The organism is Enterococcus sp. FR204, assembly GCF_031143325.1.
GTDB lineage: Bacteria > Bacillota > Bacilli > Lactobacillales > Enterococcaceae > Enterococcus_B > Enterococcus_B faecium.
Genome location: NZ_JAKZIW010000008.1, coordinates 18689 through 34601, shown reverse-complemented (window position 1 = coordinate 34601; position 15913 = coordinate 18689). Strand labels below are relative to the sequence as shown.

Here is a 15913-nt window from a genome sequence, read left to right as displayed (position 1 = left end):
ATGTTTCAAATGTTGAAGATGTAACGAAAACAAAATTTTTGTTTAACATGAAGAAATTCAACACCGTGCTTTGCATGTATGATGGAAAGTTACAATCATTTCTGTTTATTTGAATCCTTCCGAGATACAAGAAAGCCGAGCTTATCGAGAGCTCGGCTTTTTCTTATTTGTACGCATTTTTCTTAACTTTTAACTTGCATTTTACTACATTTTTCATACAAAAATTGATCGATTGTCGCTGAAAAGTTGGTGTATCATAAAGATAGTTCTTAACTTCTTCAATGTTATTACTCGTTAATGAAGTTTCTAGTAATAACACGTGCTTCAAAGCAGAAACGCAACTGCATAATTATCTGCGAATAGAAGCATCGAAAAAAGCTGCCAGTTAAAAAATTGGCAGCTTTTTTCTTTGTTTTTACGGAGATATTCTTGACATTTTAATACTCATAGTACGATCGTTCTAACCAGTCTTATTTCACGAACATCGCATCTCCGAAACTAAAGAAACGATAGCGCTCGTCAATCGCATGCTGGTAAGCAGATAAAGTCAATTCTCTTCCTGCAAAGGCACTAACTAACATGACTAAAGTCGATTTTGGCAAATGGAAATTAGTTGAGAAAGCTTCTACCACTTTGAATTCATAGCCAGGCGTAATGAAAATATCAGTCCATCCGCTGTCTGCTTTGATTTCTCCATTAAATTTCGTCCCAATCGTTTCTAATGTTCGAATTGAAGTTGTTCCGACAGCCACGATTTTCCCGCCATTTTTACGTACTTGGTTCAATCGCTCAGCTGCTTCTTCCGTCAAACGGTAGAATTCACTATGCATATGGTGTTCTTCAATTTTATCTACGCTGACAGGTCGGAATGTACCTAACCCTACATGTAGTGTCAGATAGACTAATTCAACACCCTTTGCTTCAATCTCATCAAGCAGTTCTTTCGTAAAATGCAATCCCGCTGTTGGCGCTGCAGCAGAACCATTTTCTTTCGCATAGACAGTTTGATAGCGATCTGGGTCTTCCAGACGTTCTTTGATATATGGAGGCAATGGCATTTCTCCCAACGATTCAAGAATCTCTAGAAAAATTCCTTCATACTCAAAGTCAATGATCCGTCCGCCGTGTTCCAATTCTTCTTTCACTACTGCTTGCAATCTGCCATCACCAAAAGAGATTCTTGTCCCAACTTTAGCACGTTTCGCAGGTTTGATCAATGTCTCCCACGTATCTCCTTCTGTATTCGTTAGAAGAAGGACTTCTAAATGAGCACCAGTATCTGGTTTTTCTCCATATAAACGAGCGGGCAGAACTCGTGTATTATTCATGACTAGCGCATCACCAGGGTGTAATTCTTCAATGATTTCATGGAAATGCTTGTCTTTCATTTCTCCAGTTTTCCGATCCAAAACAAGTAAACGAGAATGATCGCGGTCTTTTAATGGTGTTTGTGCGATCAACTCTTCCGGCAAGTCAAAATCAAAATCTTCTGTTGTTAACATATCGTCACTCACTTTCTATCATGTGCTCAATCATTCTACCATTTTTCGTGCTGAATTGGCAAAAAACGGCGACTGATTTTTCTTGACTCTGTCCCTTTTATTTTCATCAAAAACACTCAGCGCCCAAAAAAATACACCTCATTTGTAATCTAGCGTTCTTTTAGGCATACTAGTAATAGATAGTTCTTCATTGAAAATAGAAAAAGAGGTGGCACCATGATTGAATTTCAAAATGTGTCAAAAATTTATAAAGGTGGAAAAGTCGCTGTAGAGGACGTCAATCTTTCATTTGAAAAGGGTGAGTTCATTTGTTTTATCGGTACGAGCGGAAGCGGAAAAACGACGACGATGCGGATGATCAACCGAATGACTGATCCAACACAAGGGAAAATTTTGATTGATGGAAAATCCATCCAAGAAATTGATCCAGTGGAATTGCGACGTCAGATCGGCTATGTTATCCAAAGTATTGGATTGATGCCTCACATGATGATCCGTGAAAATATCACTCTTGTCCAAAAATTGTTGAAAGTCAGTCAAGAAGAACGGAATAAAACAGCTGAAAAAATGATTGATCTTGTGGAATTGCCCCGTGAGATGTTAGATCGCTACCCACATGAATTATCTGGTGGGCAGCAGCAGCGTATTGGAGTCGTTCGTGCCCTTGCAGCGAATCAAGATATCATCTTGATGGACGAGCCATTCGGTGCGCTTGATCCCATCACTCGTGATTCTTTGCAAGACCTTGTCAAAGATTTACAAGAGCGCTTGGGAAAAACGATCGTATTTGTAACCCATGACATGGATGAAGCGATTAAGCTAGCAAGCCGTATCGCCATCATGAGTGAAGGCCGTGTGATCCAATTTGATACACCAGAAAATATTTTACGTCATCCTGCAAACGATTTCGTAGAAGAGTTGATTGGAGAAGATCGCCTACTACAAGCCAAGCCAAATGCGACAAGAGTCGGAGAAGTTATGCTAAATACAGCAATCACGATTACACCGGAAAAATCATTACAAGAAGCAATCAAACTGATGAGGGAAAAACGTGTAGATACGTTGTTAGTTACCGATAATTCGAATGTATTAAAAGGATTTATCGATGTAGAAACGTTGAATAAAAAGCGAGGAAAAGTATCCAGTGTCGGCGACATTTTGAATAAACATGTTTTTTACGTAAAAGAATCCGCCTATCTTCGTGATACCTTGCAACGCATTTTAAAACGCGGACTGAAATACGTGCCGGTCGTTGATGAACAGAACAAAGTCGTAGGTATCCTGACTCGTGCATCATTAGTGGATATCGTCTACGATGTGATTTGGGGAGAAGATCCCGCAACTACTGATGTTGCAGAGTCAGCTACTCCTGAAGAATCTAAGGAGGTCTGACCTATGCAGCAGTTTTTTCATCAGCACGGTTCAGAAATTCTCTCAAAAGGTTTTGAACATCTTTATATTTCGGGACTTGCTTTGATCATTGGTATCATCATTGCTGTACCGCTTGGTGTCTTACTGACACGTTTTCCAAAAGCTGCCACGATTGTGATTGGCTTAACCAGTGCCTTGCAGACAATCCCTTCTCTTGCTTTATTGGCATTGATGATCCCGCTATTTGGCGTAGGTAAATTACCTGCGATTATCGCACTCTTTATTTATTCATTATTGCCGATTTTACGTAATACGTACATTGGGATGAAAAATATCGATTGGAATTATCGGGATGTGGCAAAAGGCATGGGGATGACTGAGTTCCAATCCATTTTTTCCGTTGAATTGCCCATTGCTATGCCAACGATCATGGCTGGTATTCGTTTAGCTGCCGTTTACGTGATTGCATGGGCTACACTTGCCTCTTATATCGGCGCTGGTGGTTTAGGCGATTTGATTTTTAGTGGACTGAATAATTACCAACCAGATCTCATTTTGGCAGGTACGATCCCTGTAACAATTTTAGCACTATTGGCTGATTGGCTTCTAGGTCTCTTGGAACATCGGCTGACACCGATCGCACTTAGAGAGGAGAATGAAGAATGAAACGTATACTAAAAATGACCATGGTTCTTTTCTCTCTTCTTATACTTGCGAGTTGTTCCTTCCCTGGTCTTGCCAGCAATACAGATGAAGACACCATTTCGATCACAGGTGGAATCACTTCAGAAGCACAGATCTTAGCAAGCCTAGTTGCCGGAATGGTTGAACATTATACAGATAAAAATACCGCAATCATCAACAATCTGGCTACCACAACTATCAACCATCAAGCGATGATGAACGGAGATGCTTCAATTTCAGCGGCTCGCTACACAGGAACAGATTTAACGACTACATTGAACCTTCCTCCTGAAAAAGATCCGAAAAAAGCGTTTGCTACCGTGAAAGATGAATTTGAGAAAAGATACGATCAAACGTGGTTCCCGTCCTATGGTTTTGAAAATACGTATGTCTTTCTTGTTCGAAAAGACACCGCACAAAAATACCATCTATCTAAAGTCAGCGATCTGAAAAATGTAGCGGATGAATTAGTAGCTGGTGTAGATACTTCTTGGATCAATCGTAAAGGAGACGGTTATGACGGCTTCCAAGAAACTTATGGCTTCTCTTTTAATTCGATATTACCTATGCAGATTGGACTTGTTTATGACGCAGTCGAAGCAGGAAAAATGGATATTGTTCTTGGCTACTCTACGGATGGACGGATCGCCAGTTATGATCTAGTCATGTTGGAAGATGATCGTCAATTCTTCCCACCATATGATGCTGCTCCAGTTGTAGACAACAAGATATTAGCTGATACGCCTCATTTAAAAGAAGCCTTAAATAAGTTAGGTCATACCATCAGTACGGAAAAAATGCAGGAATTGAACTACGAAGCAGATAATAATCTAGTGGAACCATCAGTAGTAGCACAACGTTTCTTACAAGAAAACCACTATTTTGAAGGGAAGTGAAGCAATTGGATAAAATGAATGTCTTTCAACAATTTTTCTATTATTTCCAGGAAAATGGCTCCTATATCTTTGCACAATTTATCCGTCACTTCCTGATTTCTATCTATGGTGTCCTCTTTGCAGCAGTTGTCGGGATTCCGGTTGGGATCATGATTTCTAGGAGACGTAAATTAGCAAACTGGGTGATTCGTTTGGCGAATATCATCCAGACGATCCCTTCTCTAGCCATGATCTCCATTTTAATCATTGGATTAGGCCTGGGAGTCAATGTCGTGATTGTTACTGTATTTTTGTATTCCCTCTTACCGATCATCAAGAATACGTATACCGGGATGATCCAAGTAGACAAAAACATCCTTGATGTCGGCAAAGGCATGGGGATGACTGCTAGACAACGACTATTCATGGTAGAGTTACCACTCTCTGTTTCTGTTATCATGGCAGGCATAAGAAACGCGTTAGTTGTTGCCATCGGGATAACCGCGATCGGTGCATTCGTCGGTGCTGGTGGTCTTGGAGATATCATTATCCGAGGAACCAATGCAACAGATGGCACATCGATTATTTTAGCAGGTGCATTGCCAACTGCATTAATGGCGATTATCACGGACTGGCTTTTAGGTATTTTGGAAAGACGGCTAGATCCTGCTTCAAAAAAATCGCAGACAGAATGAATCAAGGCAAAAAAAGGTCGTGGCGCTTGAGCGCTACGACCTTTTTTATTTAAATGATATTCAATAAACTACTTTGTGTCCCAGATTCTTGATGGACTTATTTCTTCAAATGGTAGCTATAGGTGCTGACAACGATATTTTCACGCCAAGACAATCGCAATCTTAACCGCAAACTTGTTTGGTTATGGAGAATATTCTGCCAGCGTCTGTTTGGTACAAATTGAGGAATCAACACAGTAGTTGTATAGTTTTGTTTCGCTGCATTTTTACTTACGATATCTACATAACGGATAATTGGATTTTCAATCGAGCGATAAGAAGAGTGGACGATTGAAAAACGGACATCTGGGAAATGCTTTTTAAATTCTGCTTCGATTTCTTTTTCTTTTTCGACATCTTCGTCTAGCGAAACATGCATCGCAACGACATAATCACCGATCGAACGTGCGTAATTCAACGCACCGATATTTACCCGTGTCACATTTCCGACTAATACAAGAACGGTATTCCCGTCATAATCATGTAGTTTTGCATCATTTTCTAAACGAAGCTGTTCTGCTACTTTTTTATAATGATCATGGATCTTATAAAAAATGAACATAACGATTGGCATAATGATGAAGAAAGGCCAAATGTCCCCTAACCGATAGACAAACAAAATCGCAATGATTGCATATGAGATGAACGCACCTGTAATATTGGCAATCGACTTGCTTAACCATCTTTTTCCTTCTTTTTTCCATTTGACGACCATCCCTGTTTGAGATAAAGCAAATGGAATGAACACGCCGATAGAGTATAACGGAATCAAGCGTTCTGTTGAGCCATGGAAAATAAACAGCAATACGATCGAACCTAGCGCTAGTGTGATAATCCCATTGGAATAGCCTAGTCGATCCCCACGATCTTGATACATGTGAGGCATGAATTTATCTTTTGCCAGATTGTATGCAAGAACTGGAAAAGCAGAAAAACCGGTGTTAGCAGCAACTGCTAAAATCAGCGCTGTAGCAAATTGAAGGACGTAATACAAAATACCATGTCCAAAGACAGCTTTACCAATTTGAGACAAAACAGTGACTTCTTTTTCAGGAACGATCCCATACCAATAGTTGATAAATGTGATCCCCACGAAGAAGAAACCTAAGATCAATGCCATCATCGTCAATGTAGCAGCGGCATTTTTTGCTCTTGGCTTCTTAAAGAATGGTACAGCATTACTAATCGCCTCCACCCCAGTTAAAGAGGAAGAACCAGAAGAAAATGCTCGTAAAATCAAAGCGATAGAAACACCCGGCACAGCCGCTCCTGGAAGTGCAGTAGCTTGCAATGGCACAGCACCTGTCACGATATTATATAAACCAACAACGATCAGTAACGAGATCACAAGGATAAATGTGTACACCGGAAATAACAGGAACGATGCAGATTCCCTCAGACCACGAAGATTCAGCATCATCAGTAGCAAAACGATTGTCACAGAAATAGCGACTTGATGACCGTAGAGTGCTGGCACCGCTGATGTGATCGCTTCAGCACCTGCTGAGACAGATACTGCTACTGTCAACATGTAGTCGATCAATAAAGAGCCACCGGAAATCAAGCCAGCATTCTTTCCAAGATTCTCACTGCTGACGACATATGCTCCCCCGCCATGAGGATAAGCATGGATGATTTGACGATATGATAGCGTTAATGAAATCAATAAAATAATAACAAAAGCGGCAATGGGTAGCGAATACCAGATGGCTGCAGCAGACAAAGCGACTAAAACGACAACGATTTGTTCCGTACCATATGCAATAGATGATAACGCATCAGACGACAATAATGCCAAAGCAGCAAATCGGGTTAATTTGTGCTCATCATTTTCAGCAGATTTTAAAGGCTTACCTACTAACAACCTTTTTAAGTAATCCAATTTCTAAACTCCTTTACACACAATTTTACTTCAAGTTTTATAGTCGAAAATTTATAGTAAACAAGATGTTATAGTACGCTCACTGACCTTAAAAGTCAATAAACTTTAAGAAAATAATTGGAAAAAAACAGAAAAATATCAAGCGCTTTTTCAAACGCTTTAATACAGCAAAAATCTAACATTTTTTTATGGGCTTTTTCTTTGAATTCTATAATAAAAGGATAGAACTTGACTTAGAAAATCAAGTTCTATCCTTTTTGATATCTTAACTTTTGAAAGAGAGATGTAAGGTTGTTTTCTACCCATCATTCTTACTACTCGAAGCATAGCGCAGTTGTCACAACCTCTTGATAAACGGTGTTTAAAAGCTTGCATCTGCGGTAATAAGCCCAACCAAATTAAAAACATAAGAAGCTGTTTTTATTTGGTCGTTCTTATTACTTGATGCAGAGCAGATTTTTTACAACCTCTTGGTACACGGTGTTCAATCAGCTGACCCTCGGCATTAGCTCAAAAAACGGCAAAATATGAGGAACTATTTTTCCATTTTTTTCTCTAATACTCAGGTCAAAACGCTGATTTCACAACCTCTTTTTTTAATGAAAAATATGGCTCTCATGCGCCGCTTCTTTGAATTTCGTCATTTTTTCTTCGATGAATGGATAGATTGCCGTTCCTACGATTCCAAAGACAACAAACAAACCGATCATGATCCAGATTGCTTTCGTAGCATTTGGCCAATAAATTCCTCCTGCAGATTCCCGTAACAAGTTTACCGCATGAGTAAATGGCAAGAACGGATTGATCATTTGGAAGAATTTCCCTGAGACTTGGATCGGATAGTTCCCGCCTCCGCCAGAGATCGACAGTACTAAGATGATAATAGCGATCCCTTTACCGACATTATCGAATAATGCAGCCAAGACATAGACGATCATCATGAACGCTAAGGCGATCAAGACAGCAAATGACACGCTGTAGACCGGATTTTGGACATCTACTCCTAGTAAGAAAATATTCCCTAATGTAACGATCAAGCTTTGCGCAATCGCCATTGTCAAAAATGTCAGCATACGAGCAACGAATTGTTCTCGTTTCGTAAAATTGTTTCGGTCTTTCTTTCCTAAATAGTATTCTGTCGTAGCAACACTTGAAAGAAGAACAGCGCCGACCCACAGACATAGTGCAGTATAAAACGGGGTGCTAGCTGAACCGTTATTTGCGATTGGATAAAGCGCATTGGTTTGTAGCTCAACAGGTTGTGTAAAGAAGTCACTTTCTTTTGTTGCATCTAGTTTCAATAATTTGATGACTTCGCCTAGATCGACTTCTTGTTCGCCTTTTCGGATCGCGTCTGCTGCTTTTTGGATGCCAGCTTTGATATTTGGCCAGTCATTGTTGATCAAGTCCGCAGCAGCGTTCACAGCTGTTTCGACCTCTGGCATTTTTTCATTTACTGTTGTCAATGTACCGGTGATTTCATTTTTTAGTGTTGGCCAATCATTTTGGATAAAATCAGCGGCCAATCCTAATTTTTGCTGAAGGATCGGTAATTCATTGTTGTATAGGTCTGCCCCTTCATTGATGCCATTGACGATGGTATCCATATTTCCATTCAGCATTGTATTGGCATCATGGATTTCTTGTCCAATTGCAGGCATTTCTTTTTGATATTTTTCTAAAATTGTCACTGCATTCGTTACAGTTGCTTTCGTTGAGCTTAGCAGAGATTCAAAATCGATCTGGTCCGCTTTGCTTAGCACCCCTTGTGCAGTCCCAATCGTATCGATGACTTGGTCTAGTAGAGAAGTGACAGTGGAACTGATTTGACCTGTATTGATACCAGCAATGATGCCATTGATATTATTAACAACGACCTCAATTTGATCTAGCAATTCATCAATAGCCTTCGTGTCTTCATTTTGAACAGCTGTGTTCAAAGCAGATAGGCGGTTTTGCAGATTGCTTAGCAAGGGTTTTAATTGATTTAGCTGATCAATAATTGGCTGTAATTTCGTATTTCCAGCACTTGTTTGCAATTTAGTCAGGAACTCGACCAGTTTATCGATTGCATTTTGTTGTTGAGATATTCCGTCAATAAAGCCGTTCAATACATTGCTGATGTTTTTCTTTTCATCATCAGTCAGCTTACCATCTTCAATAGCTGTTCTTACAGTATCTATTAACGAACCTGTCGTTGTTGCCACTTGTCCAATTGACTTCAATGTGACATCTACGCTGTTTGTGATGCTTGGTATCGCATCTTTCAGTTGAGAGGCACCTGATTTTGTTTGGTTTGCTAGATCACTTGCCTGGTTTTCTAAATTTTTCACATCTGGCAAGATATCTTGTACTTGTTGGATGATCGTCAAGCCTTGTTTTGCTTCGTCAATTCCTTGATTCATTGTCTCTTGGATCGAAGCAAAATCACCGTCGATCTCTGCTAGTTGTTTACCGGCATTTTGGATCTCTGGGATTTTTTCTTGCAAATCAAGGATGATTTTTGCTTGGTCTTTCAATTCAGGCATTTTGTCATTCAATGCAACGACTTTTTCACCCATCTCATCTACTTTAGGGATGTAATCCACGAATTCATTTGCTTTATTCAGTTTTTCCTTGATTTCAGGTAGTTGACTTTGTAATTCGAGGACTTGTTTTGTGTAGCCGTCGATCGTGTCCAAATTTTCATCTGTTGATAAAATCATATCTTTGACTTTATTGATACTTACTAGGTTCGTATCGATGTCGTAACCTATTTCATTGAATACTTTCAATAAAGTCGAACTGGCTGTTTTGATAAATTCATTTGTGATTTGCGATTGGATCGAACTTGCTCCTTTATCGGTGATTTTCGGTGCAATCGCATTGATTTTTTCATTTACCGTATATTCGATTTTTGGTTTCTTGATATCACCACTAGTAAAACTCAGCAGATCTTCTGAGAAATCCTTTGGCAAGTAAATACCTGCGTAATACTTTCCGGAACGGACTCCGTCTTCTAATTGTTCTTTTGAATCAACGAATTGCCATCCTAATTGTTTATTTTTATGAAGCGATTCAATGACTTGCTCCCCAATGGCCACTTCTTTACCTTGAAACTCTGCTGGCTTGTCTGCACTGTAAACAGCAATTGGCAGCTCTCCAGTATTTCCATATGGATCCCATAATGCTTTGATGTTAAACCACGCATATAGCGAAGGGATGATCATGATCGCGATGATCAGAAGTGTTGCAATCGGGTTTTTGAAAATCCGTTTCCAGTCAAGCAAATATAATCGAAGCGTATTTTTGATTGACTGCATAGTTCTCCCCCTTCTTCTTTTTTCAGCTGAATTACTTTACCATGTATTTCATACTTTTTTCAATCGGCTTTTTTCAAAAAAGTCGAATTTTTGGACATATCACGGCAATTGTCTCATTGTAATCTCTTACATATTGAGAAATAATTAAGGATTACAGCCTTTACTTTATCATGAAATAAAAGGGAAAGATAATTTTATGCCAAAGTTTTTATCTATTATACGTATACGCAAAAAAGCTAAAACATTTTTTGTCTTTTCCCCTACAAAAATGTTTCAGCTTTTTTCGTTTTTTATTCCTGTATTTCTTATTTTTCGAATGACAGGATGATTTTCCCAGCAGAAGGATGTCCTTCAACTAGCTGATGTGCTTGGATGACATGCTTAAGTGAAGCAGACAGATTCATTGAAATAAAAACATGAAAGGCTCCTTTTTGGTAGGCTTTGATTATGCCAGCAAAGGCTTCTGCATCTAGATATTCCTTTCTTGGAACAAACGATTCATAAAAGCCTTCCTTTTTTTGCCGCAAATCTAGATCTGGGAGGTCATTTAATGCAACATACCTGCCGCCTGGTTTCATGATCTGGATGCCGGTTTCTCCTTTGATACTTCCTTTCGTCGCATCGATTACAAGGTCTGCCTGATCAGCAAATTGCAGACCTGGATTTGTTTTATCATAAGCAGCAAATGCTGAAGCTCCTAATTTTTTTACCTTTTCCTCATTTTTACTGGATGCACTGGTTAAGATTCGGATTCCCTTTTCATGGAGAAGCTGGATCAGACTTGACCCGACCGCACCTGATGCTCCTAGTATCATTACAGTATCTGTCGGCTGGATTTCCGTCAAATGGTTGATTAGATTATAAGCCGTAATTCCTGGCGTGACCATTCCGGCTGCTTCTTCCCAACTCATTTTATCTGGAATTTTTGCTACTTTTGCTGATGGCAACACGACTTCTTCTCCGTAAGTCCCGCCGACTGCATGGACAGCTACTCGATCACCTACATGAACAGTTGTGACATCTGAACCAATCTCTGTCACAATACCAGCGCCATCATTACCTGGTACATAAGGGAATTTCAATGTTCGTATCTCTTTCATTTCTCCTAAACGCAAGGCAACATCATAAGGATTCACACTGAATGCTTTTATTTCTACACGAACATGTCCAGAACCGACTTCTCTGGGATGAGCATCGATTTCTTCAAAAACATCTTGTGCTTCTCCGTAACCGTTAATTGCAAATCTTCGCATGGTCACCATCTCCCTTTTTCTTTAAGTTTACGTTTATGCCTTTATTTTGACAAAAAAAATGTCTTTTCGTTTTGGCGCATGATTCAAAACAAAATAGTTGTCTTTTTTCGCGTAACGTGTTAAATTATTTATCTAAAAGCGTAAAGATTACGATTTACGCTAATAAAAAATAATTGGAGGAATTTGTTGATGGCTAAAAAATCAAAGATTGCCAAAGCAAAAAAACAGCAAGAAACGATTGAACGCTATGCTGCTTTACGCCAGGAATTAAAAGCGCAAAAAGATTACGAAGGCTTGCGCAAACTTCCTTTAGATGCTCGTCCAGAACGATTGAAAAATCGTGATTTAATCGATGGACGCCCTCGCGGATACATGCGTAAATTCGGGATGTCCCGTATAAAATTCCGTGAATTAGCACATAAAGGTTTGATTCCAGGAGTAAAAAAAGCCAGCTGGTAATCCAAGTCTGGCTGTAATGTAAAGGAGGAGGGCGCATGGACCACTCCTTGGATCATCAAAAAAGATACGTTCGCTTCTTCTAGCAGAAATGCTGGTACTAGAAGCAGACGTATCTTTTTTTACGCACAGCTGGTCCTTTTTTATATGTAAAGGCTGCATGGTTACTTCGCTATATTTATTTAGTAACAGGAGTCAGTGCTTCGATACCCACACTAATTTTCAATGCTCGGTCAACTTCTGCCATAATGGGTCGATCCAAATGGCAGACCTTTTCTTTCAATCTTGATTTATCGATCGTTCTGATCTGCTCCAACAGGATAACGGAGTCTCTTTCTATTCCTGTTCCAGTAGCTTTGATCCCAATGTGAGTCGGAAGCTTAGGTTTAGCCATTTTTGCCGTTATGGCCGCAACAATGATCGTCGGGCTAAAATGGTTACCTAGATTATTTTGAATAACCAAAACTGGGCGTGTTCCGCCTTGCTCCGATCCCACGACTGGAGAAAGATCAGCAAAATAAATATCTCCTCTTTTTACCATAGGATCCTCCTTATTCTTGATATTCTCTTGGTATCCGCTGTCCTAATCCGCAAGCCACTTCATAGTGGATCGTACCTAATTGATCTGCTATATCCTGCATAGTGATTTCTTTGTCTGCATTTTTGCCGATAAGCGTCACTTTTGTTCCGACAGGAAATTCTTGAGGCAATCGGATCATCAGTTGATCCATACATACACGCCCAATCGTTTCACAGTAGTTCCCTTCTACCAATAGAGAAAAACCCTGCATCTTTCGTGGCCAGCCATCTGCATAACCGATCGGTATCGTTCCGATCCACTCTGCTTCAGGAGTGATATATGTTTCTCCATAGCCGATTCCTTCACCTGCTGGGAGTTTTTTGACTTGAATCAATTCAGAAACCAGCTCAAGTGCTGGCTGCAATGGATAAACTTCCGGTAGTGCGTGCCCAGAGGGATTCAGTCCGTACATTGCTACTCCATAACGAATCATATTGCCGATTGTTTCATCATGCCATAAAGCCGTTGCACTATTGCTGACATGTACATATCGAGGAAGTTCGGGAAGTTTTTTTAGCACTTCTATAAAGCGTTCTTTTTGCAGATTCCAATATGTATCATCTGCCTGATCTGCTGTAGAAAAATGGGTAAATAAACCTTCCCATTCTAATACACGACTTTCTTTGATGAATGCAGCTGCCTCTTTTACTTCTTCAGGTGTACAAAATCCGATACGACCCATCCCAGTGTCTGCTTTTAGATGAATCGAAAGAGGCGTCTCTAGCTTACTTTTCTCTAAAACAGCAGCTGCTGCCTGCAACCATTCCCGTGTACCTGCAGTTACTGATAAATCATGAGCAACAGCTACAGTCAGTGCGTCGTAAGGAACCATATTCAAGATAAGGATGGGCTGAGTAAATCCAGCTTCTCTCAACTCGACTCCTTCATCTAAATTTGAAACACAAAAGCCCGAAGCTCCACCTGCAACTGCTGCCTCAGCTGTTTCAATAGCTCCATGACCGTATCCGTTTGCTTTTACTACTGCAAACAATTCTTTTCCTTGCGGAAGTCTTGCAACTTCATTTGCTACATTTTCAGTTATAGCTTTTTTATGTATCACTGCTTTCGTTGGGCGGTGCCAAGCGACAACCATCGTTTTTCCTTCTTTCTAGTCTTCCAAAATAATTTGTGCAAAAGCTGTTTCATTTGTATGAGTAATACTGACCCATACATTGCCTTCATGAGGTGAACGCGTCACAACAGGCTGACCGTTTTCATTTTTTAAAATCTCGACATCTTGAAAGGTAACTTTTCCGATCCCAGTTCCCCAAGCTTTAGAGAAAGCCTCTTTGCAAGCGTAACGCCCGCCTAAAAATTCTACTTGGCGATGAAAAGGCAAGGACTGGAATAGTTTCATTTCATCAGAGGTCAAGATTCGTGCAATGAATTTTGGTTTTTCTTCGATCAGCCGAGTGATCCTAGGAAGTTCGACTGCATCGATCCCAATTCCTTTTATCATATGCTTTTCTCTTTTCAATAAATTTAGAACACTCTCATTCTACCAAATTATAACCATTTTGCCACAAATAAGTCCACAAATAACAAAAATGAAAGTTTCTCTTAAAAAAGAGAAACTTTCATTTTATGTTTAATCGTTATTTGAACGGATTACAAATCCGCGTTTTTTATCATTGTGACGTTTACCGCCATCTTTTTGGCTGTTATTATTTTTGCTATAACCGCCTTTTGATTTGTTTCCACGATAATTACCGCCGTCACGACGATTACGGTTGTTTCCGCCACCACGTTTGCCATTTTTATTGTATCCTTTTTTCTGCATTGGCAATGGGCGTTCTGGTGTGATCTTCACTGGCACTGCATCAGCTGGATCTTTTGCTGTCGTTTTTAGCAAAAGTGCAACTAAATCTTGTGCAGAATATTCTTCTAATAATTTATCTGCTGTTTGCAGGTATTTATCTAGACCATTTTCTGCAAGTTTTGTTTCGATTTGTTCAACTGCAGCACCTAATTGACCTTTGAATGCTTCTTTTTCGGTTGGTGGACGTAAAGTCGTCATCCGTTTTTTCGTCAAGTTTTCAATCACATGCAAGTAGTCCATTTCATTTGGTGTAACGAAAGTCACAGACATACCGCCTTTTCCGGCACGGCCTGTACGTCCGATACGGTGAACGTAGCTTTCTGGATCTTGAGGGATATCATAGTTGTACACATGAGTGACACCTGAAATATCTAATCCACGTGCAGCAACGTCTGTCGCTACAAGGATATCTAAATGACCGCTCTTAAATGAACGCAATACGCTCATTCGTTTTTGTTGAGACAAATCGCCATGGATTCCTTCTGCACGGTAACCGCGTGCTTCTAATCCGCGTGCCAATTCGTCTACACGACGTTTTGTACGTCCGAAGACGATTGTTAGTTCAGGTGTTTGAACATCAAACAAGCGAGTCATGATATCGAATTTTTCGTATTCTTTTGCGCGGACATAGTATTGATCGATCAAGTCAGCTGTCATTTCTTTCGCTTTGATCTTCACATGATGTGGATTTTTCATGAATTTAACGCCAATATTCTTGATAGCTGGCGGCATCGTTGCTGAGAAAAGTAATGTTTGTCTTTGATCAGGAACTTGTGAAATGATTTTTTCGATATCTTCCAAGAAGCCCATATTCAACATTTCATCTGCTTCATCCAAAACTAATGTTTGAACGGTTCCAAGTTTCAATGTGTGGCGGTTGATGTGGTCAAGCATACGTCCTGGTGTACCCACAACGATATGTGGACGATCTTTCAAGCCACGGATCTGACGGCCAATATCTGCTCCGCCGTAAACGGCTTGTACACGTACTTTTTTGTCGCGCCCTAAACGATATAATTCTTCTTGTGTTTGGATAGCTAACTCACGTGTTGGTGCGATAACTAAACCTTGTAATTCGTGACGATCTGGATCGATTTTTTCTAACATTGGTAATCCAAATGCAGCTGTTTTCCCTGTACCTGTCTGTGCTTGTCCAATAACGTCTTTTCCAGCTAATGCTAGTGGAATCGTTTCTGATTGGATAGGTGTTGCTTCTTCAAAACCAGCGCGTTCGACTGATTTCAACAATTCTGGTGATAATTCTAGTTCTTTAAATTTCAAATGAATCCTCCTATATGGTTGTTAACTGAGGATGTAGCTTTTTTGCTACCCCGTCGATTTGTTCGGTCAAAGTGTATTGTTTCTTTTTGACAGTGGCCACGCACGTTTTTATCCATTCTTAGCCCCTGTGGCACCACCGAAAAATCACTTTGCGAAGTTTAGGCATTAGAAAAG

General features: G+C 39.9%; 13 protein-coding genes. 5 read left to right on the top strand and 8 right to left on the bottom strand.

Translation table 11 applies throughout. From position 1 onward, the window contains the following. Window positions 1-470 precede the first annotated feature (470 nt). Entirely contained in the window at window positions 471-1502 is a 1032-nt protein-coding gene (gene queA, locus RG571_RS03585; protein ID WP_002293403.1) for a tRNA preQ1(34) S-adenosylmethionine ribosyltransferase-isomerase QueA, read from the bottom strand. Between the two features lie 216 nt (window positions 1503-1718). Between queA and RG571_RS03580 the strand changes: the two genes are divergently transcribed. From RG571_RS03580 to RG571_RS03565, 4 genes are read left to right on the top strand one after another with little or no spacing between them, the layout of a single operon-like run. Continuing rightward, on the top strand, window positions 1719-2894 hold the full coding sequence (locus RG571_RS03580; protein ID WP_258430416.1) for a betaine/proline/choline family ABC transporter ATP-binding protein: 1176 nt from the start codon (window positions 1719-1721) through the stop codon (window positions 2892-2894). Window positions 2895-2897: 3 nt separating this feature from the next. Beyond that, a complete protein-coding gene (locus RG571_RS03575) occupies window positions 2898-3539 on the top strand; it encodes an ABC transporter permease (RefSeq protein WP_114634825.1) in 642 nt (213 codons plus the stop codon). Continuing rightward, a complete protein-coding gene (locus tag RG571_RS03570) occupies window positions 3536-4453 on the top strand; it encodes an osmoprotectant ABC transporter substrate-binding protein (RefSeq protein WP_002298332.1) in 918 nt (305 codons plus the stop codon). The genes RG571_RS03575 and RG571_RS03570 overlap by 4 nt, the downstream gene beginning before the upstream one ends. Further along, window positions 4450-5127: an ABC transporter permease gene (locus RG571_RS03565; protein ID WP_002329722.1), complete on the top strand. Its 678-nt coding sequence runs from the start codon at window positions 4450-4452 to the stop codon at window positions 5125-5127. The genes RG571_RS03570 and RG571_RS03565 overlap by 4 nt, the downstream gene beginning before the upstream one ends. A 97-nt stretch (window positions 5128-5224) precedes the next feature. Here the strand turns inward: RG571_RS03565 and RG571_RS03560 are convergent, their stop codons facing one another. From RG571_RS03560 to RG571_RS03550, 3 genes are all read right to left on the bottom strand, one after another. Next, window positions 5225-7048, bottom strand: coding sequence for an APC family permease (locus RG571_RS03560; protein ID WP_002294202.1), 1824 nt, complete (start codon window positions 7046-7048; stop codon window positions 5225-5227). Window positions 7049-7644: 596 nt separating this feature from the next. Further along, window positions 7645-10350: a YhgE/Pip domain-containing protein gene (locus RG571_RS03555; protein ID WP_258430414.1), complete on the bottom strand. Its 2706-nt coding sequence runs from the start codon at window positions 10348-10350 to the stop codon at window positions 7645-7647. Between the two features lie 305 nt (window positions 10351-10655). Then, the gene (locus RG571_RS03550) at window positions 10656-11603 is read right to left on the bottom strand and encodes an NADP-dependent oxidoreductase (RefSeq protein ID WP_202765112.1); all 948 of its coding nucleotides are present in this window, start codon (window positions 11601-11603) and stop codon (window positions 10656-10658) included. Between the two features lie 189 nt (window positions 11604-11792). Here RG571_RS03550 and rpsN point away from each other — a divergent pair, with 189 nt between their 5' ends. After that, window positions 11793-12062 carry a 30S ribosomal protein S14 gene (gene rpsN / locus RG571_RS03545; RefSeq protein WP_002293413.1) on the top strand — a complete coding sequence of 90 codons (270 nt, stop codon included), beginning with the start codon at window positions 11793-11795 and terminating at the stop codon, window positions 12060-12062. 175 nt (window positions 12063-12237) lie between these two features. Here rpsN and RG571_RS03540 read toward each other — a convergent pair whose 3' ends face one another. The 4 genes from RG571_RS03540 to RG571_RS03525 all read right to left on the bottom strand — a co-directional run bounded on the left by RG571_RS03540 (window position 12238) and on the right by RG571_RS03525 (window position 15739). Beyond that, window positions 12238-12600: a type II toxin-antitoxin system PemK/MazF family toxin gene (locus RG571_RS03540; protein ID WP_002289874.1), complete on the bottom strand. Its 363-nt coding sequence runs from the start codon at window positions 12598-12600 to the stop codon at window positions 12238-12240. A gap of 10 nt (window positions 12601-12610) precedes the next feature. Beyond that, entirely contained in the window at window positions 12611-13732 is a 1122-nt protein-coding gene (gene alr, locus RG571_RS03535; protein ID WP_002296555.1) for an alanine racemase, read from the bottom strand. A 15-nt stretch (window positions 13733-13747) separates the two neighbouring features. Beyond that, on the bottom strand, window positions 13748-14098 hold the full coding sequence (gene acpS, locus RG571_RS03530) for a holo-ACP synthase (protein ID WP_002296554.1): 351 nt from the start codon (window positions 14096-14098) through the stop codon (window positions 13748-13750). Window positions 14099-14227: 129 nt separating this feature from the next. Beyond that, on the bottom strand, window positions 14228-15739 hold the full coding sequence (locus RG571_RS03525; RefSeq protein ID WP_002294211.1) for a DEAD/DEAH box helicase: 1512 nt from the start codon (window positions 15737-15739) through the stop codon (window positions 14228-14230). Between the last annotated feature and the right edge of the window lie 174 nt (window positions 15740-15913).